We start from the raw sequence: 23,119 nt of genomic DNA on the forward strand, positions 1-23,119 counted from the left end.
GCCATGCCTACGCTCGCTCAACGCGCCAGTCTTGAACCTCCCGGTGCTTATCTCGCACCTGCGGTACCTGCCGCTCGCCAGCGCAACCGCCACACCCCGCGTGCGCGCCTCGACGCCACGCTCGATATCACGCTGAGCCGCGCCGCCGTCTCCACGCTGGCCGTCACGCTCGCGATGAGTCTGCCGCTGCCGTGGCGCGTCGAGACGATTCGCCCGATCCGGCGCGATACCGCCGCCGTCGTGTCGATCGCCCTGCCCCGCGTTGAAGCCTCGCATGCCATGCACGTCGTGATGCAGTCGCTGCCCGAAGCTGAATTCGGCGCGCTTCGCTTGCGCCCGGCCGTCTGATCGCCCTCGGCCACATCCGGACTTAAACGCCCGTCGTACCCAATGGAAAGCGGGCCGTCGTTACTGACTCTCTCGTTATGAACACTGCCATCTTCGAAGGGGTGTGGATTCCGCTCGTCACCCCCATGACCGGTGCCAACGGCGCCACCATCGACTACGACGGCTTTGGCCGTTTGGTCGACTACTACCTTGCTGCCGGTGTGAACGGATTGGTCGTCGCAGGCACCACTGGTGAAGGCACACTGCTCACCGACGACGAGCGCCGCTGGCTCGCCGAGACCGCATGTCATCACGCCAACGGCCACACGCCGGTGCTCGCCGGTGTGGGTGCCGCCGACACCGCCAACGCCGCACGCCAGATTCGTCATCTCGACGACCTGCCGCTCGCCGGTTATCTGGTGCCGCCGCCCTACTATCTGCGTCCTTCGCAAGAGGGCATTCTCTGGCACTACCGCACGCTGGCCGCAGGCACGCGCAAGCCGATCGTGCTGTACAACGTGCCGCTGCGCACCGGCGTCACGCTGGGTGTGGACACCATTCGCGAGCTAGCGGCACACGAGTCGTTCCCCTGCATCAAGGAATGCGACGCGCATCCACTCGTCCATCTGCCCTCGCAAACCACCATGCGCGTGATGTGCGGCGACGACATGCAGTGGCTCGCTGCGCTGCAAGCGGGCGCTTCCGGTGGCATCTCCGCTGCCGCGCATATCCGACCCGATCTGTATCTGAAGTTGTTCCGTTATGTGCGCGAAGGCGACATGGCGCACGCCAACACGCTGTTCAACGGCATGAAGCCGCTGATCCGGCGCCTGTTCGCGGAACCGAACCCGGTGGCGATCAAAGCCGCGCTGGCTTCGCTTGGACTTTGCGCGCCGACAGTGCGCCGCCCACTCATGCCGTGCAGCGCCGCCCTGCGCAAAGACATCGACGCTCAGCTCGAAGTGACGATGGCGTTCTGACCGCCCTGATCTGAGGACACTCGCTATGGATGACATCGAACAACGCCACCGCACCGTCGCGCGCCTGCTCATCAAGCTCTCGGGTACCACGCTCGCGCGGCTGGCCTATGCCACCGGCATTACCGGCAACACGATCTCGCGCTGGGTGCACGGCGACTACTGCGTGCTCGGGGCGCAGGGCCGCGACAAGCTGCTCGCCGCCCTCGGTGCGCACAGCGACGGCACGAATATCCGCCTCGCGCCCCGCGCTACCGGCGCTGCACAGCCGATGTTTCTCATCACCGGGCTAGTGCAGGCGGAGCGCTTTGCTACCCTCGCCGCGCTAACGGCGGCGCGCTTTGTCAGCGCACGCGAGACGTGTCAGGGGCAAACACTCGTGAGTCTGGTCGCCGATGCCGATGGGCAAACCACGGCGCTCCTCATCGGCCCGCGCGAAGCGCTCGACGAGGTGTATGCCGAACTCGGCATCGAGATGTCATCCACGCGCCGTTTGGAGTCAGGTCTCGGTCACTTTGCTTCACCCGCTGAAGTCGCGCGTCTACACTCGCATTAGCCGCAAGCTGCGTAGCACGAGTCAACATAGCCCCGCATTGCGCCGCATTCCATTTTTGGCCCCCCGTCAACGATGGAGCGTGTCATGACGACAGATCGCATTAACAAGCGTGTGAAGGTATCGGCCACTGAAGGCTGGCAGGACACGGGGTATCGCATCGGCGCACAGTCGGCCCCGAAAGTGATTTTGCGAGCCTCGGGCGAATGGTGCACCCGCACCGACGACCGTAAGTTCGGCCGACGTGACGCCGACGGACGCACCCCGAACTCCGGCGCGACGTATCTGCACAAGGTGGCGGGTGACGACGAGTATCCGTATCACGGTTCCGATGCGCTGATGGGCCAGTTGATCGGCCGCTTCGGCGAGACCGGCGAGCCGTTTCTGATCGGCAAGCACAAGTCGTTTCGCGTCGACGGCATGCCGTCGGACGTTTCGCTCTGGCTGTGCTGCAACGACCCGCTCGGCAGCGCCAAGCGCGATAACGACGGTGCCCTCGATGTCACGCTAGAGTTGGACGACGACCGCGATGTGTTTGCGGGTCGAAAGCAGCACTTCGATCGCGTGGCGGGACGCTGGGTGGACGATTACTGATCTCGACGTCAGCTTCGCTAACGTATGAAAAATGCCCGGTCGCGATGGTTTGTCGCGCCGGGCATTTGCATTGCGGTGAGTCACGCCGCGCTGATTGACTCCGCACTGATGCGGCCTACTGCCAGCCGAAGCGCCGCGCGAACATTCCCTTCATCATCTGCGTAAGCACCGCGTAGGCGAGCAGAATCGCGGCGAGCAGCGGGAAGTACGCAAGCGGCAGCGCCTGCATCTTGAACGTGTCGGCGAACGGCGACATCGGCAGCATCAGACCGATAAGCATCACGGCGCCGGTCATCATCAACAACGGCCACGCGGCACGGCTTTGCACGAACGGGATGCGGCGCGTGCGAATCAAGTGAACGATCAGCGTCTGCGAGAGCAGCCCTTCGACAAACCAGCCCGACTGGAACAGCGTTTGATGCTCTGCGCTATTGGCACCGAACAGATGCCACAACGCGACGAATGTCAGCACGTCGAAAATCGAGCTGATCGGGCCGAAGAAGATCATGAAGCGCGACAAATCGGCCGGGTTCCAGCGCTGCGGTTGCGTGAGCTGCTCGGGGTCGACGTTGTCGAACGGAATGGTCGTCTGCGACAGGTCGTAGAGCAGGTTCTGCGTGAGCAGTTGCAGCGGCAACATCGGCAGGAACGGCAGAAACGCGCTGGCGATCAGCACCGAGAAGACATTGCCGAAGTTCGAGCTGGCCGTCATCTTGATGTACTTGAGCATGTTCGCGAACGTTCGGCGTCCTTCGATCACGCCCTGCTCCAGCACCATCAGGCTCTTTTCCAGCAGGATCAGATCGGCAGCTTCCTTGGCGATATCGACCGCGGTATCCACCGAAATACCGATGTCGGCCGCGCGCAGGGCCGGGGCGTCGTTGATGCCGTCGCCCATGAAGCCCACGACGTGCCCATTGGCGCGCAGCATGCGCACCAACCGCTCCTTATGCGCCGGGGTGAGCTTCGCGAACACGTTGGCGCGCTCGACGGTCTTGGCCAGTTCGTCGTCGCTCATGTTTTCGATCTCGTCGCCGAGCACGCAGCCGTCGACCTTGAGGCCGACTTCACGGCATACCTTGGCGGTCACGAGGTCGTTGTCGCCGGTCAGCACTTTGACGGCAACACCCGACGCGGCCAGCGCCTTGAGGGCGGGCGCCGTCGATTCTTTGGGCGGATCTAGAAACGCGATGTAACCGACCAGCACGAGTTCGCGCTCGTCGGCAATGCCATAGCTTTCCTGCACGGGCGGCAGGTGACGCGTTGCCACGGCCACGACGCGCAGACCTTCGGCGTTCAGATCAGCGGTGACGCGGCGCAAGCGGGCCAGCACGTCGGGCGTGAGCGGCTCGACATTCGCGCCATGCTGCACGCGGTCGCACACGGCCATCACTTCCTCGACCGCGCCCTTGCAGATCAACTCGTGATGCTCGCCGTTCTCGCTGACCACCACCGACATGCGACGGCGCTGGAAGTCGAACGGAATTTCGTCGATCTTGCGATAACGGTTCACCACGTCGAGCCGTTGGTGCAATTCGCCGTGATCGAGCACCGCCACGTCGAGCAGGTTCTTCAGGCCCGTTTGATAGAAGCTGTTCAGGTAGGCGTACTCGAGCACGTCTTCCGAGGCGTGGCCCCACACGTCGGTGTGACGCTCCAGACAAATTTTGTCCTGCGTGAGCGTGCCGGTCTTGTCCGTGCACAACACGTCCATCGCGCCGAAATTCTGAATGGCGTCGAGCCGCTTGACGATCACCTTCTTGCGCGAGAGCACGACGGCGCCCTTCGCAAGCGTAGCCGTCACGATCATCGGCAGCATCTCGGGCGTGAGGCCCACGGCCACCGACAGCGCGAAGAGCGACGCCTCGAGCCAGTTGTGCTTGGTGAAGCCGTTGATCAGCAACACGATGGGCGTCATCACCAGCATGAAGCGGATGAGCACCCACGACACCCGGTTCACGCCCTGCTGGAACGACGTGACGGTGCGCTGTTGCGCCGTGACGCGCTGCGCCAGCGAGCCGAAGAACGTACGAGCGCCGGTCGCGACGACGACGGCGGTGGCGGAGCCGCTGACGACGTTCGTGCCCATAAACGCGAGATTGTCGTAAGCGAGCGGATTGCTGCCGCCTTCGTCACACACGTGGGCGAACTTCTCGACGGGCAACGCCTCACCGGTGAGCGCCGACTGCGAGATAAAGAGATCTTTCGCGGCCAGAATGCGCACGTCGGCCGGAATCATGTCGCCTGCCGCGAGCAACACGATGTCGCCGGGCACGAGTTCGGCCAGCGGAATTTCGCGACCCATGCGCGCGGCACGTGCGCCTTGGCGGGCCGCAGCGTCGCCGTTGATATCGAATTCGCGGCGCAGCACCGTGGCGGTGGTGCTCACCATCGCCTTGAGTTTCTCGGCCGCTTTGTTCGAGCGCGCTTCCTGCACGAATCGCAACACCGTGGAAATGATCACCATCGACGCGATGATGATCGTTCCCTCGGTGTCGTCGGTCGCATACGACACCGCCGCCAGAATCGAGAGCAGCAGGTTGAACGGATTGCGGTAGCAGTGGAAGAGATGCAGCCACCAGGGCAGCGGCTTTTCGTGCTCGACTTCATTGGTGCCGACATGCGCGCGAACGGTCGCGGCTTCGTCGTCGGAGAGTCCCTCGCGGGTGGTGTGCAGGCGCGCGAGCAGGTCGGGGCCGGCCACGCGCGCCGCGTCGGCAAGACCGGGTGGTGCCTCGTGGCCGTGGGCTGGCGCGTCGAGGGTTTCGAGCATGTCGCGACGGCGGAAAAAGCGCAGGCCGAGGCGCGCGCCGAGCACCGTAATCAGACGCTCGCTGAGCGTGAGGGTTTGTTGCATCGGATACATCCTGAAGGGGCACGGGCGCCACCCGGTCTCGTTCGACCGGCCAGCGCCCGCAGGCTAGTTTTGGTGGGTTGCGCAGGAATACGCGCGATAAAACGCCCCCGGCTTAGCGCAACGGCGTGGCCTTGCGTGTCACGGCACGCCACCACTGGCGCAGACGCGAGCCGTGCGGGGCTTGCGCGTCGATTTGCGCCTGATGGTCGACGTGATAGTGATGCAGGCACTCGGTGGGCAGCATCAGGGCTTGCGGATTGCCTCCGCGAAGGGTCATGGAGTAACGGAACACGATGAATCTCCCGGCCGCGCGGCACCACCCGGCCCGGCACACGCGGTCGGCTCGTGGGCTTGCGCGAACACGAACGAACCGGCGTTGCGGGGCAAAGGACAGCCCGAACGGCAGACGTAAAACTAATAAGGGAGCGTGCTACGAACGACGGTCAGCTTCGCACTTGCCCTGCCCGGCTTCGCCACAACGGCAAAACGGCAATGAGCAAGACAATCGAAACGTACGTCAGAGGTGCGCGCCAACCCGACAAATGCGAGTCAGCGGCGGGAAGATACCCGGGGACTAACTCGCGGTGATGGTGTCGACCTGCGTCGACCGGCAACTACCACTAGAACAACTGTCCACGGAGGGATCTCCTGAGAGCTATGACGGCGCGATTTTACCCCCGAGAGCGTCGAAAGAAAAGTGAGAAATCAACGTGTTACAAAATGATGACAAAAGTCACTTTCCTCGACGCGGCGGTTCGTCCAGAATCGCTGTCATGCTTTCGTCATAAACCGCCTGCCGGCGGCCGTCGATGCGCCGGCACCCCGTTTGGCCAGCGCATTGCCTCGGGCGACCGGTGCGGACTTCTCGCCCCTCGACGCCTAATGGAACAACTCAATCGCGCCCTCTTCCTGGCCATCAATGCCGCGCCGAACGTCAGCGACGGCGAACTGGCCCTCGCCATCTTCCTTGCCAAATACCTGATCCTGCTGCTGCCAGCCGGTCTCGTCATCCTTTGGCTGGCGGGCGGACGCGATCGCGAAGGCGCAGTGCACGGTCTGTTGGGTGTCGGGCTTGTGCTGCTGATCAACTTCGTGATCGGGTTGGCATGGTTCGAACCGCGGCCGTTCGTTGTGGGTCTGGGCACCAACCTGCTCGCCCATGCCCCCACGAGTGCGTTCCCGAGCAACCACGCGTCGATCATGTTCACCTCGGCCTTCGTGCTGATGGGCACCGCTGCGCGTTCGCCGCGCGGGCTTGGCAAGCTGTTGCTGCTGTGCGCGCTGCCGGTGTGCTGGGCGCGCGTCTATCTCGGCGTGCACTGGCCGGTCGACATGCTCGGCGGGTTCTGCGTCTCGATTGTGGTCGCGCTCATCATGCGCACGGCGAGTGCCCGCGAGACGAGCCGCATCGTGGCGGCGATCTTCGAAGGGATTTACCGGCGTTTGCTGGCGTGGCCGATTGCACGCGGCTGGCTGCGTCGTTGAGCCCTAAAGCTTCTGAACAATCGTGGGGGCTTTGCGGGGAATTGCGAGTGACTACGGGAAAACTGCTGAGGTGCTGCGCGGAGAAGGTTGGGAGACTCGGGAGATCCGAATCTCCCAATGGTGCTGCGGAGATATGAATTAGCGATGGTACTCGCCAGCGGCTTCAGGCTGGAAATCGATGCCGAGCAGTTCGAGCTCGATCAAATGGCCGCCCGGCACCTGCCAGTGAATCGACTCGCCGATACGCAGGCCAAGCAGCGCGCTGCCAACCGGTGCCAATACCGAAATACCGCCTTGCGTGGCCGCCAGATGCTGCGGATACACGAGCGTCACGCGATGTTCCTGCTGCGTGGCGAGATCGCGGTAGCGCAACACCGAATTCATCGTGGCGACATCGGCCGGCATTTGCTCGGGTTCGACGACGCTTGCCCGGGCGAGCTCTGTTTCGAGTGCCTCCACATACGGCAATGCCGCGCGCGGGGCCTGCGCCATGAGCGCTTCGAGGCGGTCAAGGTCGAGTGTCGAGACAGTGATCGGAGGACGGTGAGAATTGACGGTGGACATGTCGATGGGCCTTGTTTTCCTTAACGTTGGTTGAAGCCATTGAAAGTGTGGCCCTCAATCTAACAGATGCCCCGCCCCACGAGAAGCCCTTGTCAGCCGGGCTAGCGCGTGCATCGGGCGCATCCGGGCACCGTGGCATTACCGCTCGCCCGGCGCCCTCCCGGCCCCCCTCCCGGCCCCGTATACCGGGCATATTGGCCTGATTGGCCCCGCATCCGCTAGAATCGACGCATTCGACGCCGCCGACCGGCGCCTGCCAGCGCACCCTTGAAGGCTCCCGCCATTCATTGCGCAGCGCGACAAATGCCGGTCATCGGCGCGCCGTAAACTTCATCTTCCATGCCGGCAAACCGACGCCAGACGTACCCGTTGCACTGCACCGCACTGTGCGCCGCCACGCGTCGCCAAGCCGGCCCCATCAGGTAAAGCAGAAGTCATGTCCGCACACACTACCAACGACGCCCTTTTCGAACGCGCCCAGCAAACCATTCCGGGCGGCGTGAACTCACCCGTACGCGCTTTCCGCTCGGTCGGCGGCACGCCGCGCTTCATCGCCCGCGCACAAGGTCCGTACATGTGGGACGCCGAAGGCACGCGCTTCATCGATTACATCGGCTCGTGGGGCCCGATGATCGTGGGCCATCTGCACCCTGAAGTCGTCGCTGCCGTGCAAACCGCAATGGCGCAGGGCTTCAGCTTTGGCGCACCGACGGAAGCCGAAGTCGTGATGGCCGAAGAAATCTGCCGTCTGGTGCCGTCCATCGAGCAGGTGCGTCTGGTGTCCTCGGGCACCGAAGCCACGATGAGCGCGCTGCGTCTGGCACGCGGCTTCACGGGCCGCAACAAGATCGTCAAGTTCGAAGGCTGCTATCACGGCCACGCCGACAGCCTGCTGGTCAAGGCCGGGTCGGGCCTGCTGACCTTTGCCGATTCGACCCGCAACGCCCCGTCGTCGGCCGGTGTGCCCATCGAAGTCACGCGCGACACGCTCGTGCTGGAGTACAACAACGTCGAACAACTGCGCGAACTGTTTGCGCAGCAAGGCGGCGAGATCGGCGCGGTGATCGTCGAGCCGGTCGCCGGCAACATGAACCTCGTGCGCGGCTCGCGCAACTTCCTGCAAACGCTGCGCGAGCTGTGCACCGCGCACGGCGCCGTGCTGATTTTCGACGAAGTGATGTGCGGCTTCCGCGTCGGTCTGGGCGGCGCACAAGCGCTTTACGGCATCACCGCCGACCTGACGTGTCTGGGCAAGGTCATTGGCGGCGGTATGCCCGCCGCAGCCTTCGGCGGACGCCGCGACATCATGGCGCACCTCGCCCCGCTGGGTGGCGTGTATCAAGCCGGTACGCTCTCGGGCAACCCGCTCGCCGTAGCCGCCGGACTGGCCACGCTCAAGCTGATTCAAGCGCCTGGCTTCTATGAAGAACTCTCCAAGCGCACCTCGAAGCTGGTCGCCGGTCTCGTCGATGCCGCGCAAGACGCCGGTGTGCCGTTCTCGGGCGACAGCGTTGGCGGTATGTTCGGCCTGTACTTCCGAGCCAATGTGCCCGCCAGCTTCGCCGAAGTGACCACGTCCGACGTGCCGCGCTTCAACAAGTTCTTCCACGCGATGCTCGATCGTGGCGTCTATCTCGCCCCGAGCGCGTTCGAAGCGGGCTTCGTCTCGGCCACGCACGACGACACGGTGCTCGAAGCTACGCTGGACGCCGCCCGCGCCGCGTTCAAGGCCATCGCCTGATTCGCCCGATAGCACCGCTGCATCGCCATAACGATTCACTCCGTCTGCTTAAAACAAGGACACACATCATGCTCATGCTGCTGCCGACAAAGTTCCGTCAGACGTTCGCCGCCCGCCGCGGCACGTTCGCACGCTGGCTGGCGCTGGCGTTCCTCACGTCGTTCCTGTCCGCCTGCGGTTACAACGACATTCAGGTCAAGGACGAAGCCGTCAAGGCCGCGTGGAGCGAAGTCGTCAACCAATATCAGCGCCGCGCCGATCTGGTGCCGAACCTGGTGAATACGGTCAAGGGCTACGCCACGCACGAGCAAACCACGCTCACCGATGTGATCAATGCCCGCGCCAAGGCGACCAGCATCACGGTCACGCCGGAAACGCTCAACGATCCGGAGGCATTCAAGCGCTTCCAGCAAGCACAGGGTGAACTCTCCGGTGCGCTCTCGCGCCTGATGGCGGTCTCGGAAAACTATCCGAACCTGAAGGCCGACGGCCTCTTCCGCGATCTGCAATCGCAACTGGAAGGCACCGAGAACCGCATTACGGTGGCACGCAATCGCTACATTCAATCGGTGCAGGACTACAACGTCTACGTGCGCCAGTTCCCGAACAACCTGACGGCAAAGATGTTCGGCTACGGTCCGAAGCCCAACTTCACGGTCGAGAACGAGAAAGCGATTTCGACAGCCCCGACGGTCAAGTTCTGAGGATCGGGTCATGGCTGACGTCCTGATGCGTCGTACTTCGCTGCCGTGGGGCTCGCGCACCGGCGGTGTCTCACTGTGGTCGGGGCGCGGCCTCGCGCACCTGCTGTGGGCGCTGGCGCTGGCCAGTCTGTGCTGGCTGGCGCTGCCGGCCGGCGCCGAGTCGCTCGTTGCGGTGCCCGCGCTCACCGCACGCGTGACCGACCTGACGGGCACCCTCACGCCCGATCAGCGCAATGCCCTTGAGACGCAGCTCGCACAGTACGAACAGCAGCGCGGCAGCCAGATCTTCGTGCTGATGGTGCCCAGCACCGCCCCCGAGACCATCGACCAGTACAGCATTCGCGTGGCGGATGCCTGGAAGGCCGGTCGCAAGGGGGTGGACGACGGCGTGATCATGCTCATCGCGAAGAACAATCCGAACGACTTGCGCAAAATGCGCATCGAAGTCGGACGCGGTGTGCAAGGCTCGCTCACCGACGCCATCTCGGGACGTATCCTGCGCGACGTGATGGCACCGCACTTTCGCAACGGCGACTTCTTCGGCGGTCTCGCCGCGGGTGTCGCGGCCGTCGAAGCGGCGATGAACAACGAAGCGTTGCCTGCGCCGCAGTTGCCGTCGACGCGCGCGCCGCATTCCGATTTGTCCGACTTTGCACCGCTGCTGTTCATCATCTTCATCATTGCGATGGTGGTGATCATGGAAAGCCGCCGGCGCTTCAAAGGCCCCGGCCTGCCCGGTGCTTTGGATGATCCGAACGACCTGCGCTCACGCGTGTTGACCGGTCAGCGCGGGCGCATCGGTCCGGGTGGCTTTGGCGGCGGTTTGGGTGGCGGCATCGGCGGCGGCCTTGGCGGTCTCGGTGGCTGGGGACGCGGCGGTGGCGGCGACAGCGGCGGCGGCGGTGGTGGTTTTGGCGGCGGAGGCGGCGGCGGATTCGACGGCGGCGGCTCGTCGGGGAACTGGTGAGCGGCGATGGCACACGAGGAAATCGCGATGCAACAGCGGCAACACAATCTCTCGCGCTGGCTGCGCCATCTGGGCACGTGGCGCGCGCATGCCCGCTGGCTCTTCTCGGATAAGGCGCTCGATACGCTCGAAGCCGCTATCCGTGAGTCGGAAACCGATCATCGCTGCGAGATTCGTCTGGTGATCGAAGCGGCAATGCCGCTCGGCGCGGTCTGGCAAGGCCACACCTGCCGCCAGCGTGCGCTGCAACTGTTTCGTCAACTCGGCATCGCTCACACGGGCGAGCGCACGGGCATTTTGCTGTACATCAACCTAGCCGATCACGATATCGAGCTGATCGCCGACAAAGGTGTCAACGCGCTGGTTTCACCGCGCACGTGGGACACCGTGGTCGCGCAGATGAGCGCCGGTTTTCGCGACGATCAGTATGTTCCGAGCGTGCTCGACGCCCTGAACACCTTGCGCGGCATTGCGCGCGAACACTTGCCGGCGCATGCCGGCGCGGCCCCGGACAATGCCTTGACCGACCGGCCGCTGATGATCTGACGGACCATGTTCTCGGAACAGGATTTTGCTTACATGCGCCGCGCGCTGGCTTTGGCCGAGCGCGGCATGTTCACCACCGCACCGAACCCGCGCGTGGGGTGCGTGATCGTGAACGAAGGCCGGGTCATCGGCGAAGGCTTCACGCAACCGGCCGGTCAAGACCACGCCGAAGTGCAGGCGATGAAAGACGCCCGCACTCGTGGCGAATCGTTGCGCGACGCGACGGCCTACGTCACGCTGGAGCCGTGCAGTCATTACGGTCGCACGCCGCCCTGCGCGAAAGGGTTGATCGAAGCGGGGGTCAAGCGTGTGATCGCCGCGATGGAAGATCCGAACCCGCTCGTCGCGGGACGTGGCCTGACGATGCTGCGCGATGCCGGGATCGAAGTGCGTTGCGGCCTGCTCGAGCAGGAGGCGCGCGAGCTCAACATCGGTTTTGTCGCCCGCATGACGCGCGGCACGCCGTGGGTGCGCATGAAGGTGGCGGCAAGCCTCGATGGCAAGACGGCGCTGCACAACGGCGTGAGTCAATGGATCACCGGGCCTGCCGCGCGTGCGGACGGCCATGCGTGGCGCGCTCGCGCGTGCGCAATCCTCACGGGGATCGGCACGGTGCGCGAGGACGACCCGTCGCTGACGGTGCGCGAAGTGCAAACACCGCGCCAACCGCTGCGCATCATTGTCGATTCTCGACTGGACATCTCGCTCACCGCCAAAGTGCTTGCCGATGGCAATGCACTCGTCGTTTGCGCGAATGGCGACGCCGAGCGCGTGGCACGTCTGCGCGAGCAAGGCGTCGATGTGCTGGACCTGCCCAACGCCAGCGGCAAGGTCGAATTGCCCGCCTTGATGCGCGCGCTCGGCGAGCGGCAAATCAACGAGCTTCACGTCGAAGCGGGCTTCAAGCTCAACGGCTCGTTGTTGCGCGAGCACTGCGTGGACGAACTGCTGACGTATCTCGCGCCGTGCATCGTCGGCGACGCTCAGGGCATGTTCAATTTGCCCGCGCTCACGTCGCTCGACGACAAGATTCCGCTCACGTTCTCGGACGTGCGCATGATCGAAAACGATCTGCGCATCATGGCGCGCATCAAGCGAACCTGACGCCACACGGCGCGTCAGCGTTGGGAAAGCAAAAGCGGGGCGTGTCATCTCGACACGCCCCGCTTCTTTTTTGCTTCGGTTGTCCCTGCGCGAACGTCAATCAGCGACGCATCGCCCAGCGCTTTGCGCTTAGACGTGGAAGCCCACGCTGCCCAGCGTTTCCATTTCCACCGACACGTACTGCCCCGGCTTGATGTACTCGGCTGGCGTCGCCCCGCCCGCCATCACGATCCAACCGGCTTGCAACGGTTCACCGGCCGCAGCGGACAGACGCGCAGCCGCCACCAGCGAGCGCAGCGGATGGCCGAGCAGCGCCGCCGTCGAACCCACCTGCACCGTGCGGCCATTGATCGTCATGGCCAGTCCGAGATTCGAGAAATCGGTACGCGGATCATGCCACGCGCCAATCACGAAACCGCTCGACGACGCGTTGTCGGCAATCACTTCCGGCAACGTGAACTTGAAGTCCTTGTAGCGCGAATCGATGATTTCGATGGCCGGTGCAATCGCTTCAACGGCCGCAAGCGCCTGCGGCCCCGTGACGTTGCCTTCCAGCGGCTTCTTCAGGATGAAAGCGATCTCGGGTTCGACACGCGGATGCACGAAACGCTTGAAGTCGATCGCGGTGCCCTCTTCCACTTGCATGCCCGAGGTCAGACGGCCCCAGATCACGTCCGAGAGGCCCATCTGAACCATCTTGGCGCGGCTGGTGAAGCCCATCTTCACGCCGACACGCGTCTCGCCACGTGCGGCACGGCGCGCGAGTGAGGCGGCCTGAATGGCATAAGCGTCGTCGAGCGAGAGACGGTTGTCGGTATCGAACTGCTCGACTTCGTGCGCGTGATGCGCGGCGTCGTCGAGCAGCTTGGCGTAGTCCTGGATATGGCTCATCGTGCGGCCTCGCTGGCGGGTTCAAACACGGCGCGGACCGAGCCCAGGCCGTTGATACGGGTCTCGAAGATATCGCCCGGCGTCACAGCCGCCATCGGGCCGAGTGCGCCCGAGAGCACCAGATCGCCCGCCTTGAGCGGCGTGCCCACGGCGGCCATGGTGCGGGCCAGCCACACGACTGCGTTGATCGGGCTGCCCAGACACGCGGCACCCGCGCCCACGGACACCGGCTCACCGCGACGTTCCATCACCATGCCGCACAGACGCACGTCGAACTGCGAGAGTTTCTTCGGCGTGTTGCCCAGCACATAGGCCGACGACGAGGCGTTGTCGGCGATGGTGTCGGTAATACGAATGTTCCAGTCGGCCACGCGGCTGCCCACGATTTCGAGCGCCGGCAAGGCGTATTCGATGGCGTTGATGACATCGAGCTGGCCGGGATTGTCGACCGTCAGATCGCGCCCGATCACGAAGGCAATCTCGGCTTCGATCTTCGGCTGCGTGAGAATCGACGCCGAGATGGGTTCGCCATCGCCGTAACCCATGTCGTCGAACAGCATGCCGAAGTCGGGCTGATCCACACCAAGCTGCTTTTGCACGGCGACCGAAGTCAGGCCAATTTTGCAGCCGACGATGCGACGGCCCGCTGCCAGGCGGCGTTCGGTGTTGATGCGCTGGATGGCGTACGCGTCTTCAATCGACAGCGGCGCGAACGTCTCGCGCAACGGGGCGATGAAACGGCGCGAGCGTTCGGCTTCGACGAGTGCGTCGGCAGCCTGTTGCAAACGTTGAGCGTCTGTCGTCATTACGCGCCTGCCTTGGCCGGTGCTGCCGGCTCGTCCTTGGTGCGCTCGCCCACGGCCCAGTGGGCTGCGGGCACTTGCGTCGCATAGACGCGAATCGATTCGAGCGGTGCGCCCAGCGTCTCGTGCACGGTGCGTGCCACGGCCTTGACGCAGGCTTTGACGGTGGCGTCGTCGCGACCTTCCACCAGATTGATATGTACGATAGGCATGACCCTGTCCTCGGAAATTGCCGTGTGGCTGCCGTGTGGCGCCGAATGGCTTTTTGGAAACGGCGGCAACAAGCGCGGCTTCGACGGGCAATGATGCGCGCGCCAAGAGATACCGTCCAATACCATTTTTCCAGAATCCGATACCATTTCGGTATTGAGTTTGCATCAACGGATTTGGGGGCAGCGTGGACATCAAGCAAATGCGGTACTTCCTGGCCGTGGCCGAAGAAGGCAACTTCGGCCGCGCGGCCGAGCGTCTGAACATGGCGCAGCCGCCGCTCACGCGTCACATTCAGGCGCTCGAAGCGCAGTTGGGCACACAACTCTTTGTACGCACGCCCAAGGGCGCAACGCTCACGGCCGCCGGGCAGACGCTGCTCGCCGAGGTGCCCAATATTCTGTCGCTCGCGCGTCGCGCCGAAGAACAGACACGCTTGGCTGGCGAAGGCTACATCGGCCGGCTCGACGTCGGCATCTTCAGTTCGGGCATTCTCAATGTGATTCCGCGACTGCTGGCGAGCTTTCACACGGCGCGGCCGGAAGTGAAGATCGGTCTGCACAACTTGTCGAAGGCCGAGCAGATCGCCGCATTGCGCGAGCGGCGCATCGCCATCGGTTTCAACCGCTTGATTCCGGACGAGCCGGATATCGCCGTCGATTGGATTCACCGCGAGCCGTTTCTCGTCGCGCTCTACGAAGGGCACCCGCTGTGCAAGCGGGCGTCGCTCTCGCTCGCCGACCTCGATAATGAAAGGATGATTCTTTATCCGAACGCCCCGATGCCGGGGCTGGCCGAAGAAGTTGCGGCAGCGTTTCGTGCCGAGGGGGTGACGCTGCGCGTCGAGCAGGAAGCGGAGGATGTGGTGACGTCGATTGCGCTGGTGGCAAGCCGCTTTGGCATTTGTGTGACGACGGAGTCGGCGGCGAATCTGCGACTGCCCGGTGTGGTGTACCGGCCGCTCAAATCGCAACGGCTTCGCTCCATCGAACTGAACTGTATGTATCGGCGCGACGACACGTCACCGATTCTCGCTGCGTTTCTCGCGTTGATTCGGCAGTCACGCAACCATCGTCATGCATTGACGATGTGAAGGGCCGGAATATACGCAATCGGATGCAAAGCGAAAAACTTTGGAATCCACTGGTCGGCGGATTGTATCCAAAATGTGCAGATGCCCGAATACCGTTCGCGAGTCATCGTGGCCCCGATTTATATGAAGACTCGCCATGCTGCGCTGCACCTATCTGCGTAGTACTACGGAGTGTCGTTGTGACGACTCCGAGAAATGCCATCCGACCCCTTTGAAATCCTTTATCCATGCGGGTTTCCAGAGGGCTTGGGATAGTGGTTCCAATTGGACTCCGTATTACGCTAACATGGCGCATCGTTCGTACCTCACGGGGTGGGAATGATCGAATACCAACAGGTTCAGCAGTCGCTTTAGACCACCGCAGATTCGGGTAGTCAAAAAAATACAAATCAAGGAGATGTCCACAATGCAGTTCCGTCACAAATCCCTGTTCGTCGCCGCTGCGCTCGCCTTCATCGGTACGGCCGCCAACGCTGAGACCGTCAAAATCGCCATCGCCGGCCCGTTCAGCGGCTCGGTTGCCCAATACGGCGACATGGTCAAGGCCGGCGCACTGACCGCCATCGAAGAAATCAACGCGGCTGGCGGTGTCAACGGCAACAAGTTTGAAGCGGTCATGATGGACGACGCATGCGAGCCGAAGCAGGCCGTCGCAGTCGCCAACAAGATCGTCAGCCAGAAGATCAAATACGTGATCGGTCACGTGTGCTCGGGTTCGACGATTCCGGCATCGGACATCTACGAAAACGAAGGCGTGGTGATGATCACCCCGTCGGCCACGGCCCCGCAACTGACCGAAGGCAAGAAGCGCCACTTCATCTTCCGCACGATCGGTCGTGACGATCAGCAAGGCCCGGCAGCCGCTCAGTACATCATCAACAAGGTCAAGCCGAAGAAGGTTGCCGTGCTGCACGACAAGCAGTCGTACGGTCAGGGCATCGCCACCTCGGTGAAGAAGGACCTGGACGCTGCCAAGATTCCGGTCGTGCTGTTCGAAGGCATTAACGCTGGCGACTCGGACTACTCCGCTGTCATCACCAAGCTCAAGGCACAAGGCGTCGACTTCGTGTACTTCGGCGGCTACCACCCGGAAATGGGTCTGCTGCTGCGTCAGGCACGCGAGCAAGGTGTGAAGGCCACGTTCATGGGTCCGGAAGGCGTGGGTAACAAGGACGTGACGGCAATCGCCGGTCCGTCGTCGGAAGGCATGCTGGTGACGCTGCCGGCCGACTTCGCTGCCGACCCGGCCAACGCCAAGCTGGTGAAGGCCTTCGCCGACGCCAAGCGCGATCCGAACGGTCCGTTCCAGATGCCGGCTTACACGGGCGTGCAACTGATCGCCAAGAGCATTGCTGGCGCGAAGAGCACCGACTCGGAGAAGGTTGCCGACTACCTGCACAAGAACACGTTCGACACGCCGATCGGCAAAGTCGCCTACGATGCTGCCGGCGATCTGAAGTCGTTCAAGTTCGTCGTGTACACGTGGCACAAGGACGCGACCAAGACCGCCGCCAACTGATTCCCTGACGCTTTAAAGGCCAGCGAATCACCCCCTGCCGCCCGCCGACCTCGGCGGGCGGCGCGCATTCGCGCTCGGCCCCCGCACGTCGCGAGGCTTCCCGCATGAACGAATTTCTTCCACAGCTCGCCCAGCAACTGGTCAATGGCCTGACGCTGGGCGCGATCTACGCGTTGATTGCCATTGGCTACACAATGGTCTACGGCATCATCGGCATGATCAACTTTGCCCACGGCGAGATCTACATGATCGGCGCCTATGTCGGGCTTGTCACACTGACTGCCATCGGTACGGCTGCGGGCTACCCCCTGCCGCTCGTGCTGGGTGCAGCGCTGCTGGTATCGGTGCTGATCACGGGCCTGTACGGCTTCGCGATCGAGCGGGTGGCGTATCGCCCGCTGCGCGGCGGACCTCGCCTCGGACCGCTGATCTCCGCGATCGGTATGTCCATCTTCCTGCAAAACTACGTGCAGATCGGTCAGGGCGCGCGTGACGTGTCCGTGCCGATGCTGATCTCGGGTGCGCTCGATGTTCCGATGGGCGACTTCACTGTGACCATTCCCTACGGTCGCATGCTGATCGTGGGTGTGACGGTTGCACTGATGATTGCGCTCACACTGTTCATCGCGAATTCGCGCATGGGCCGTGCGTGCCGCGCCTGCGCAGAAGACATGCGCATGGCGAACCTGCTCGGCATCGATACGAATCGCGTGATCTCGTTCACGTTCATTCTCGGTGCGATGCTCGCGGCCGTAGGTGGCGTGCTGATCGGCCTGAGTATCGGCAAGCTCAATCCGTATATCGGCTTCATTGCCGGCATCAAGGCCTTCACGGCCGCCGTGCTCGGCGGTATCGGCAGCGTTCCCGGCGCCATGCTGGGCGGCGTGCTGCTGGGGCTGGCGGAAACGCTTGCATCGGGCTACATGCCCTCCGAGTACAAAGACGTCGTGGCCTTCGGCCTGCTGGTGCTGGTGCTGTTGTTCCGCCCGACCGGCCTGCTGGGCAAGCCCGACATCGAGAAAGTCTGAGGTCGACCATGACACAACAACTCACGCTCAAATCCGGCGCCGTCAACCGCGCGCCGGCCGGCGAGACGCTCAAGGGCGCGGTCATCGCCACGCTCGTGACGATCATCCTCACGGCCCCTATCCTGGGCCTGCAATTGAAGCTCGACGGCTACAAGGTCGTGCTCGAACAGCACTGGCGCCCGGTGTGGATTGCCGCGGCGATCGTCTTCGTGTTCCAGATGATCAAGCCGATGCTGCTGCGCTCCAAGCGCGCCGTGAAGCTGCCGTCGGTGCCCGCGCTGGGGCGCCGTCAGCAAGTGCTCGCGATGTGGGTGCTGCTCGCCATCGGGCTCGTGTGGCCGTTCGTCGGCTCGCGCGGCGCGGTGGACGTTGCCACGCTCGCGCTCATCTACTGCATTCTCGGCCTCGGCCTGAATATCGTCGTAGGCTTCGCCGGTCTGCTCGATCTGGGCTACGTCGGCTTCTATGCGGTCGGTGGTTACACGTATGCACTGCTCAACCAGTACTTCGGCCTGACCTTCTGGGAATGCCTGCCGCTCGCCGCGCTGATGTCGGCCACGTTCGGCTTCCTGCTCGGCTTCCCGGTGCTGCGCTTGCGTGGCGACTATCTGGCCATCGTGACGCTCGGCTTCGGTGAAATCATCCGCCTGTTGCTCAACAACCTGACGAGCATTACGGGCGGCCCGGACGGCGTGTCGGGTATTCCGAAGCCCAGCGTGTTCGGCTTCGAAATGGCACGTTCGTCGAGCGTCGAAGGTGCGAAGACCTTCCACGAGTTGATCGGCATGCCGTACAGCGGCTCGCACATGGTGATCTTCCTGTACCTGCTCGCGTTCGTGCTCGTCGGCTTCACGTTGTTCGTCACCAGCCGTCTGATCCGCATGCCGATCGGTCGTGCGTGGGAAGCGCTGCGCGAAGACGAAATCGCTTGCCGCTCGCTCGGGTTGAACCCCACGCGTATCAAGCTCTCGGCGTTCACGCTGGGCGCCTCGTTCGCGGGTTTGGCCGGTGCGTTCTTCGCGGCGCGGCAAGGGCTCGTCACCCCCGAGTCGTTCACGTTCATCGAATCGGCGCTGATTCTCGCCGTCGTCGTGCTGGGCGGCATGGGTTCGCAGGTCGGCGTGATTCTCGCGGCCATCTTGCTCACCGTGCTGCCGGAAGTGGCGCGCGGTTTCGCCGAGTACCGCATGTTGATCTTCGGTCTGGTGATGGTGCTGATGATGATGTGGCGTCCGCAGGGCTTGCTGCCCGCGACGCGTCCGCATGTGGAGTTGCCGCAATGAGTGCAGACCTGTTGAAACTCTCCGGCTTGCAGATGCGCTTCGGCGGTCTGCTTGCCGTGGACGGCGTCGAGTTCGCCGTCCGCAAGAACGAAATCTTCGCGATCATCGGCCCGAACGGCGCTGGCAAGACGACGGTGTTCAACTGCGTGGGTGGCTTCTATCGCCCCACCGGCGGTTCGATCACGCTCGACGGCAGCGACATCACCGGGCTGCCGAGCCACATGGTGGCGCGTCGCGGACTGGTGCGTACGTTCCAAAACATTCGCCTGTTCCGTCAACTGACCGTGGTCGAGAACCTGCTCGTCGCACAGCATATGCGTGTGCATAGCGGGTTTCTGCAAGGGCTGTTCTCGACGGGCGCTTTCCGCCGCGCCGAGCGTACCGCGCTTGAACGTGCCAAACACTGGCTCGATCGTCTCGGACTGACTGCGGTGGCCAATCGCGAGGCGGGCACGCTTTCTTACGGGCATCAACGCCGTCTGGAAATCGCGCGCTGCATGATTACCGAGCCGCGTCTGCTCATGCTCGATGAGCCGGCTGCCGGTCTCAATCCGCAGGAAAAGATCGAGTTGCAACAACTCGTCGACAACCTGCGGCATGAGTTCGGCATCTCGGTGCTGCTGATCGAACACGACATGAGTCTCGTGATGGGCGTCTCCGACCGAATTCTGGTGATGGAACACGGCAAGCCGATCATGACCGGCAAGCCCGACGAGGTGCGCAACGATCCGCGCGTCATCAAGGCCTACCTCGGGGAGGAATAATGCTGAAGCTGGAACAGATCCACACCCATTACGGGGCCGTCGAAGCGCTCTCGGGCGTCTCGATCGAAGTGAACAAGGGCGAGATCGTCACGCTCATCGGTAGTAACGGCGCGGGCAAGACCACGCTGATGATGACGGTATGCGGCACGCCGCGTGCATCGAGCGGTCGCGTGATGTTCGAAGGCAATGACATCACCGCCAGCCCGACGCACGAAATCATGCGCATGGGGATGGCGATTTCGCCGGAAGGCCGTCGCGTGTTTCCGAGTCTGACCGTGATCGAGAACCTCAAGATGGGCGGGTTCTTCGGATCGAAAGACGAGATCGAAGCGGGCATGGAGCACGTCTTCAAGCTGTTTCCGCGGCTCGCACAGCGCGGCAAACAGCGCGCGGGCACGATGTCGGGCGGCGAGCAGCAAATGCTCGCCATCGGGCGCGCGCTGATGAGTCGTCCGCGTCTGCTGCTGCTCGATGAGCCGACGCTCGGCCTCGCGCCGCTGGTGATCGCGCAGATCTTCGACATCATCCGCACGATTCGCGAGGAAGGTGTGACGGTGTTTCTGGTGGAGCAGAACGCGAACAAGGCGCTGCATGTGGCCGATCGCGGCTACGTGCTCGAAACCGGTCGCGTGGTGCTTGCCGATTCGGCAGACAACTTGCTGGCCAACGACGACATCAAGCGCGCGTATCTCGGCGCGTGATGGCGGGATGACGAGTGCGGCGGCCGCGTGAGCGGTGGCGTCGCATGGTCATGAAAAAAGGGACACGCTTTCGGGCGTGTCCCTTTTTTTGTGCGGCTGCCGTTCGCCGACGTCGGTGCTCCGGCGTCAACCCTGCATCGCGCCTTACTTCATCAGCTCGACCAACTGGTCGAGCGCCTTGCCCCAGCCGTCGTGGAAGCCCATCGCTTCGTGCTGCGCGCGTGTGGTCTCGTCGCCATGCATGGCGATCGCCGTGTAGCGGGTTCCCTTGCCGTGCGCTTCCATCAACACGGCCGCCGTGAAATGGAAGCCACCATGCTCGGCCACCGGCGCAGGTGCCGGACGGAAGCCCGGAAGTACCGAGTTGGTCCACACCAGACGCGAATTCTCTTCCACTTCCAGATAGCAGCCGACGTTGGGGAATTGTTGCCCCTCAGGCGAGCGCATCATCGTGAAGAAACGGCCACCCGGGCGCAGATCGATCTCGCACTCGACGGTCTGCCACGGCGCAGGCGTGAACCACTTCTTGAGGTGATCCGGCTGCGTCCAAGCGGCCCACACGCGCTCGCACGGCACGTCGACATAGCGTTCAAGTACCAGATCAAGCTTCGGGTCGATCGAGAAAAGATTCGCGTGGCTCATTAGGGTGTCTCCTTCATTTGCAGCAGGTAGTTGTCGAGTTGATCGAGGCGGCGCGTCCACTTGTCACGCTGCAATTGCAGCCAGTCCTGCGCGCCGGCCAAGGTTTCGGTCTCCAGCGCGTAAGTGCGCACGCGACCGTCTTTGGTCGAAACGACCAGCCCGCACTCCTCCAGCACGTTCAAATGCTGCGAGAACGACGGCAATGCCATCGAAAACGGTCGCGCCAGTTCGCTCACCGATGCCGGTCCAAACGTCAGGCGCTCAACGACCGCCCGCCGAGTTGGATCCGACAGCGCACGAAAGATCTGATCGAGAGGCGTGGAATGGTTAGTCATGTGCCTAACTATAGTGATCGAAATTACTTAGGTCAACACCTTTGTTTCATTCATTCCCCGATGCCGATACGGACGCTCGCCGCTCACGCGGAAGAATCTTCCGACAATCGCCACAGATGGCGCCGCAAATGTCGCCCTTCTCCGGTTTTCGGGGCGATTTGACGCGAGAATCGGCCGCAGCCGTGCACCGGCTTGGCGTAGAATAGAGCCTTTCCAAATTCAGCCCCCGCGTTGCCCGCTATGCCGTTGGCCACTACAGAAGAAATCATTGCCGAGCTTAAGGCCGGCCGCATGGTTGTTCTCGTCGATGAAGAAGATCGCGAGAACGAAGGCGATCTCGTCATGGCAGCTGAGTTCGCGACTCCGGAAGCCATCAATTTCATGGCGAAGTACGGGCGCGGGCTGATTTGCCTCACGCTCACGCAGGCGCGCTGCAAACAACTCAACCTGCCGTTGATGACCTATCGCAACGGCACGCAGTACGGCACCGCATTCACGCTGTCGATCGAAGCCGCCGAGGGTGTGACCACCGGTATCTCGGCCGCCGACCGCGCGCATACCGTGAAGACGGCGATCGCCAAGGAAGCGCGTCCGGAAGACATCGTCCAGCCGGGTCACGTGTTCCCGATCATGGCGCAGCCTGGCGGCGTGCTTGTGCGCGCCGGCCACACCGAAGCCGGCTGCGATCTGACAGCGATGGCCGGACTGACGCCCGCCGCGGTGATCTGCGAGATCATGAACGACGACGGCACGATGGCGCGTCTGCCGGAACTGCTGGAATTCGCCGAACAACACAACATCAAGATCGGCACGATTGTCGACTTGATTCATTACCGCAGCCGCACCGAATCGATGATCGAGACGGTCGCCACGCGCGAAATGCAAACCGCATGGGGTCCGTTCCAGGCCACGTTGTATCGCGACAAGCCCAGCGGCGCCCCGCATTTGGCGCTCGTGCGCGGCACGCCGTCACCGGCCGACGAAACGCTGGTGCGTGTGCACGAGCCACTCTCGATGTTCGACCTGCTCGAAACCGGTGTATCGACCCACTCGTGGACGCTGGCAGGCGCCATGCAAGCCGTTGCCGAAGCGGGCAAAGGCGTGGTCGTGCTGCTCAACTGCGTTGAAACGCCGGAACACTTGTTTGGTCAGTTCGAAGCACTCGACGAGACCGAAAAGGCCGCGCGCGCCAAGCGCCGCCCGGTGGACTTCCGCACACACGGCGTCGGCGCACAGATTTTGCGCGAGCTGGGTGTCGGTAAAATGCGAGTGCTCTCGAACCCGCGCAAGATTCCCAACATGGCAGGTTATGGCCTCGAGGTCACCGGCTTCCAGCCGATGCCTGGCGCCGAAGTTGCCTGAACGGTTGTCTGAGCAACACTGAATCATTGCCCGGCTGTCGAACGACGGCAGGGTGTGACAACGCCGAGC

25 protein-coding genes are annotated in these 23,119 nt (G+C 63.2%); 17 read left to right on the forward strand and 8 right to left on the reverse strand.

Annotated features, from left to right (window positions below):
* Positions 1-3: 3 nt before the first annotated feature.
* The 4 genes from ACPWR9_RS22390 to ACPWR9_RS22405 all read left to right on the forward strand — a co-directional run bounded on the left by ACPWR9_RS22390 (position 4) and on the right by ACPWR9_RS22405 (position 2,451).
* Positions 4-348, forward strand: a complete 345-nt coding sequence (locus ACPWR9_RS22390; protein WP_426300845.1) for a hypothetical protein — start codon at positions 4-6, stop codon at positions 346-348.
* A gap of 77 nt (positions 349-425) precedes the next feature.
* Complete coding sequence (dapA, locus tag ACPWR9_RS22395) at positions 426-1,307, forward strand: 4-hydroxy-tetrahydrodipicolinate synthase (RefSeq protein WP_426300847.1); 882 nt, start codon at positions 426-428, stop codon at positions 1,305-1,307.
* Positions 1,308-1,332: 25 nt separating this feature from the next.
* On the forward strand, positions 1,333-1,860 hold the full coding sequence (locus ACPWR9_RS22400) for a hypothetical protein (protein ID WP_426300849.1): 528 nt from the start codon (positions 1,333-1,335) through the stop codon (positions 1,858-1,860).
* A gap of 84 nt (positions 1,861-1,944) precedes the next feature.
* Complete coding sequence (locus ACPWR9_RS22405; protein WP_426300851.1) at positions 1,945-2,451, forward strand: hypothetical protein; 507 nt, start codon at positions 1,945-1,947, stop codon at positions 2,449-2,451.
* Between the two features lie 115 nt (positions 2,452-2,566).
* Here ACPWR9_RS22405 and mgtA read toward each other — a convergent pair whose 3' ends face one another.
* Together mgtA and ACPWR9_RS22415 are read right to left on the reverse strand one after the other, a co-directional pair.
* Positions 2,567-5,308 (reverse strand): magnesium-translocating P-type ATPase, encoded by a 2,742-nt coding sequence (gene mgtA / locus ACPWR9_RS22410; RefSeq protein ID WP_426300853.1) that lies wholly within the window; start codon positions 5,306-5,308, stop codon positions 2,567-2,569.
* A gap of 112 nt (positions 5,309-5,420) precedes the next feature.
* Positions 5,421-5,600 (reverse strand): hypothetical protein, encoded by a 180-nt coding sequence (locus ACPWR9_RS22415; protein WP_426300855.1) that lies wholly within the window; start codon positions 5,598-5,600, stop codon positions 5,421-5,423.
* A 590-nt stretch (positions 5,601-6,190) separates the two neighbouring features.
* Here ACPWR9_RS22415 and ACPWR9_RS22420 point away from each other — a divergent pair.
* Entirely contained in the window at positions 6,191-6,793 is a 603-nt protein-coding gene (locus ACPWR9_RS22420; RefSeq protein WP_426300857.1) for a phosphatase PAP2 family protein, read from the forward strand.
* 138 nt (positions 6,794-6,931) lie between these two features.
* On the opposite strand, the gene rnk is transcribed toward ACPWR9_RS22420, so the two are convergent.
* On the reverse strand, positions 6,932-7,357 hold the full coding sequence (rnk, locus tag ACPWR9_RS22425; RefSeq protein WP_426300859.1) for a nucleoside diphosphate kinase regulator: 426 nt from the start codon (positions 7,355-7,357) through the stop codon (positions 6,932-6,934).
* A gap of 436 nt (positions 7,358-7,793) precedes the next feature.
* On the opposite strand from rnk, the gene hemL reads away from it, so the two are divergent.
* The 5 genes from hemL to ribD all read left to right on the forward strand — a co-directional run bounded on the left by hemL (position 7,794) and on the right by ribD (position 12,419).
* The gene (hemL, locus tag ACPWR9_RS22430; RefSeq protein ID WP_426300861.1) at positions 7,794-9,098 is read left to right on the forward strand and encodes a glutamate-1-semialdehyde 2,1-aminomutase; all 1,305 of its coding nucleotides are present in this window, start codon (positions 7,794-7,796) and stop codon (positions 9,096-9,098) included.
* 74 nt (positions 9,099-9,172) lie between these two features.
* The gene (locus tag ACPWR9_RS22435; protein WP_426301047.1) at positions 9,173-9,802 is read left to right on the forward strand and encodes a LemA family protein; all 630 of its coding nucleotides are present in this window, start codon (positions 9,173-9,175) and stop codon (positions 9,800-9,802) included.
* A gap of 10 nt (positions 9,803-9,812) precedes the next feature.
* On the forward strand, positions 9,813-10,769 hold the full coding sequence (locus ACPWR9_RS22440) for a TPM domain-containing protein (protein WP_426300863.1): 957 nt from the start codon (positions 9,813-9,815) through the stop codon (positions 10,767-10,769).
* A gap of 27 nt (positions 10,770-10,796) precedes the next feature.
* On the forward strand, positions 10,797-11,315 hold the full coding sequence (locus ACPWR9_RS22445; protein WP_426300865.1) for a TPM domain-containing protein: 519 nt from the start codon (positions 10,797-10,799) through the stop codon (positions 11,313-11,315).
* 6 nt (positions 11,316-11,321) lie between these two features.
* Complete coding sequence (gene ribD / locus ACPWR9_RS22450) at positions 11,322-12,419, forward strand: bifunctional diaminohydroxyphosphoribosylaminopyrimidine deaminase/5-amino-6-(5-phosphoribosylamino)uracil reductase RibD (RefSeq protein ID WP_426300867.1); 1,098 nt, start codon at positions 11,322-11,324, stop codon at positions 12,417-12,419.
* 129 nt (positions 12,420-12,548) lie between these two features.
* On the opposite strand, the gene ACPWR9_RS22455 is transcribed toward ribD, so the two are convergent.
* From ACPWR9_RS22455 to ACPWR9_RS22465, 3 genes are read right to left on the reverse strand one after another with little or no spacing between them, the layout of a single operon-like run.
* Positions 12,549-13,310, reverse strand: a complete 762-nt coding sequence (locus ACPWR9_RS22455; RefSeq protein WP_426300869.1) for a 2-keto-4-pentenoate hydratase — start codon at positions 13,308-13,310, stop codon at positions 12,549-12,551.
* Entirely contained in the window at positions 13,307-14,116 is an 810-nt protein-coding gene (locus tag ACPWR9_RS22460; RefSeq protein WP_426300871.1) for a 2-keto-4-pentenoate hydratase, read from the reverse strand. The genes ACPWR9_RS22455 and ACPWR9_RS22460 overlap by 4 nt, the downstream gene beginning before the upstream one ends.
* Positions 14,116-14,325 carry a tautomerase family protein gene (locus tag ACPWR9_RS22465; RefSeq protein ID WP_023597244.1) on the reverse strand — a complete coding sequence of 70 codons (210 nt, stop codon included), beginning with the start codon at positions 14,323-14,325 and terminating at the stop codon, positions 14,116-14,118. The genes ACPWR9_RS22460 and ACPWR9_RS22465 overlap by 1 nt, the downstream gene beginning before the upstream one ends.
* Positions 14,326-14,510: 185 nt before the next feature.
* Between ACPWR9_RS22465 and ACPWR9_RS22470 the strand changes: the two genes are divergently transcribed.
* The 6 genes from ACPWR9_RS22470 to ACPWR9_RS22495 all read left to right on the forward strand — a co-directional run bounded on the left by ACPWR9_RS22470 (position 14,511) and on the right by ACPWR9_RS22495 (position 20,711).
* On the forward strand, positions 14,511-15,416 hold the full coding sequence (locus ACPWR9_RS22470) for a LysR substrate-binding domain-containing protein (protein ID WP_426300873.1): 906 nt from the start codon (positions 14,511-14,513) through the stop codon (positions 15,414-15,416).
* A gap of 406 nt (positions 15,417-15,822) precedes the next feature.
* Positions 15,823-16,935 carry a branched-chain amino acid ABC transporter substrate-binding protein gene (locus ACPWR9_RS22475; RefSeq protein WP_426300875.1) on the forward strand — a complete coding sequence of 371 codons (1,113 nt, stop codon included), beginning with the start codon at positions 15,823-15,825 and terminating at the stop codon, positions 16,933-16,935.
* Positions 16,936-17,039: 104 nt separating this feature from the next.
* On the forward strand, positions 17,040-17,963 hold the full coding sequence (gene livH, locus ACPWR9_RS22480) for a high-affinity branched-chain amino acid ABC transporter permease LivH (protein ID WP_150681860.1): 924 nt from the start codon (positions 17,040-17,042) through the stop codon (positions 17,961-17,963).
* Between the two features lie 8 nt (positions 17,964-17,971).
* The gene (locus ACPWR9_RS22485; protein WP_426300877.1) at positions 17,972-19,246 is read left to right on the forward strand and encodes a high-affinity branched-chain amino acid ABC transporter permease LivM; all 1,275 of its coding nucleotides are present in this window, start codon (positions 17,972-17,974) and stop codon (positions 19,244-19,246) included.
* A complete protein-coding gene (gene livG, locus ACPWR9_RS22490; protein WP_426300879.1) occupies positions 19,243-20,010 on the forward strand; it encodes a high-affinity branched-chain amino acid ABC transporter ATP-binding protein LivG in 768 nt (255 codons plus the stop codon). The genes ACPWR9_RS22485 and livG overlap by 4 nt, the downstream gene beginning before the upstream one ends.
* Complete coding sequence (locus ACPWR9_RS22495) at positions 20,010-20,711, forward strand: ABC transporter ATP-binding protein (protein ID WP_426300882.1); 702 nt, start codon at positions 20,010-20,012, stop codon at positions 20,709-20,711. Before livG ends, ACPWR9_RS22495 begins: the two co-directional genes overlap by 1 nt.
* Before the next feature lie 144 nt (positions 20,712-20,855).
* Here the strand turns inward: ACPWR9_RS22495 and ACPWR9_RS22500 are convergent, their stop codons facing one another.
* Positions 20,856-21,353 (reverse strand): SRPBCC family protein, encoded by a 498-nt coding sequence (locus tag ACPWR9_RS22500; protein ID WP_426300884.1) that lies wholly within the window; start codon positions 21,351-21,353, stop codon positions 20,856-20,858.
* The gene (locus tag ACPWR9_RS22505; protein WP_426300886.1) at positions 21,353-21,688 is read right to left on the reverse strand and encodes an ArsR/SmtB family transcription factor; all 336 of its coding nucleotides are present in this window, start codon (positions 21,686-21,688) and stop codon (positions 21,353-21,355) included. Before ACPWR9_RS22505 ends, ACPWR9_RS22500 begins: the two co-directional genes overlap by 1 nt.
* 240 nt (positions 21,689-21,928) lie before the next feature.
* On the opposite strand from ACPWR9_RS22505, the gene ribBA reads away from it, so the two are divergent.
* Entirely contained in the window at positions 21,929-23,050 is a 1,122-nt protein-coding gene (ribBA, locus tag ACPWR9_RS22510; protein WP_426300888.1) for a bifunctional 3,4-dihydroxy-2-butanone-4-phosphate synthase/GTP cyclohydrolase II, read from the forward strand.
* Positions 23,051-23,119: the final 69 nt, after the last annotated feature.

Origin of the sequence: Pandoraea pneumonica, from assembly GCF_049918595.1 — a bacterium.
GTDB classification, from domain to species: domain Bacteria; phylum Pseudomonadota; class Gammaproteobacteria; order Burkholderiales; family Burkholderiaceae; genus Pandoraea; species Pandoraea pneumonica_A.

What these genes read in the sequence shown, in the direction of transcription:
- livG (WP_426300879.1), top strand. Translation starts at nt 19,243, where the DNA reads ATGAGTGCAGACCTGTTGAAACTCTCCGGCTTGCAGATGCGCTTCGGC.
- dapA (WP_426300847.1), top strand. Translation starts at nt 426, where the DNA reads ATGAACACTGCCATCTTCGAAGGGGTGTGGATTCCGCTCGTCACCCCC.
- ACPWR9_RS22460 (WP_426300871.1), bottom strand. Translation starts at nt 14,116, where the DNA reads ATGACGACAGACGCTCAACGTTTGCAACAGGCTGCCGACGCACTCGTC.
- hemL (WP_426300861.1), top strand. Translation starts at nt 7,794, where the DNA reads ATGTCCGCACACACTACCAACGACGCCCTTTTCGAACGCGCCCAGCAA.
- livH (WP_150681860.1), top strand. Translation starts at nt 17,040, where the DNA reads ATGAACGAATTTCTTCCACAGCTCGCCCAGCAACTGGTCAATGGCCTG.
- ACPWR9_RS22435 (WP_426301047.1), top strand. Translation starts at nt 9,173, where the DNA reads ATGCTGCTGCCGACAAAGTTCCGTCAGACGTTCGCCGCCCGCCGCGGC.
- ACPWR9_RS22440 (WP_426300863.1), top strand. Translation starts at nt 9,813, where the DNA reads ATGGCTGACGTCCTGATGCGTCGTACTTCGCTGCCGTGGGGCTCGCGC.
- ACPWR9_RS22405 (WP_426300851.1), top strand. Translation starts at nt 1,945, where the DNA reads ATGACGACAGATCGCATTAACAAGCGTGTGAAGGTATCGGCCACTGAA.
- ribD (WP_426300867.1), top strand. Translation starts at nt 11,322, where the DNA reads ATGTTCTCGGAACAGGATTTTGCTTACATGCGCCGCGCGCTGGCTTTG.
- ACPWR9_RS22455 (WP_426300869.1), bottom strand. Translation starts at nt 13,310, where the DNA reads ATGAGCCATATCCAGGACTACGCCAAGCTGCTCGACGACGCCGCGCAT.
- ACPWR9_RS22420 (WP_426300857.1), top strand. Translation starts at nt 6,191, where the DNA reads ATGGAACAACTCAATCGCGCCCTCTTCCTGGCCATCAATGCCGCGCCG.
- ACPWR9_RS22445 (WP_426300865.1), top strand. Translation starts at nt 10,797, where the DNA reads ATGCAACAGCGGCAACACAATCTCTCGCGCTGGCTGCGCCATCTGGGC.
- ribBA (WP_426300888.1), top strand. Translation starts at nt 21,929, where the DNA reads ATGCCGTTGGCCACTACAGAAGAAATCATTGCCGAGCTTAAGGCCGGC.
- rnk (WP_426300859.1), bottom strand. Translation starts at nt 7,357, where the DNA reads ATGTCCACCGTCAATTCTCACCGTCCTCCGATCACTGTCTCGACACTC.
- ACPWR9_RS22465 (WP_023597244.1), bottom strand. Translation starts at nt 14,325, where the DNA reads ATGCCTATCGTACATATCAATCTGGTGGAAGGTCGCGACGACGCCACC.
- ACPWR9_RS22500 (WP_426300884.1), bottom strand. Translation starts at nt 21,353, where the DNA reads ATGAGCCACGCGAATCTTTTCTCGATCGACCCGAAGCTTGATCTGGTA.
- ACPWR9_RS22485 (WP_426300877.1), top strand. Translation starts at nt 17,972, where the DNA reads ATGACACAACAACTCACGCTCAAATCCGGCGCCGTCAACCGCGCGCCG.
- ACPWR9_RS22505 (WP_426300886.1), bottom strand. Translation starts at nt 21,688, where the DNA reads ATGACTAACCATTCCACGCCTCTCGATCAGATCTTTCGTGCGCTGTCG.
- ACPWR9_RS22390 (WP_426300845.1), top strand. Translation starts at nt 4, where the DNA reads ATGCCTACGCTCGCTCAACGCGCCAGTCTTGAACCTCCCGGTGCTTAT.
- ACPWR9_RS22475 (WP_426300875.1), top strand. Translation starts at nt 15,823, where the DNA reads ATGCAGTTCCGTCACAAATCCCTGTTCGTCGCCGCTGCGCTCGCCTTC.
- mgtA (WP_426300853.1), bottom strand. Translation starts at nt 5,308, where the DNA reads ATGCAACAAACCCTCACGCTCAGCGAGCGTCTGATTACGGTGCTCGGC.
- ACPWR9_RS22400 (WP_426300849.1), top strand. Translation starts at nt 1,333, where the DNA reads ATGGATGACATCGAACAACGCCACCGCACCGTCGCGCGCCTGCTCATC.
- ACPWR9_RS22495 (WP_426300882.1), top strand. Translation starts at nt 20,010, where the DNA reads ATGCTGAAGCTGGAACAGATCCACACCCATTACGGGGCCGTCGAAGCG.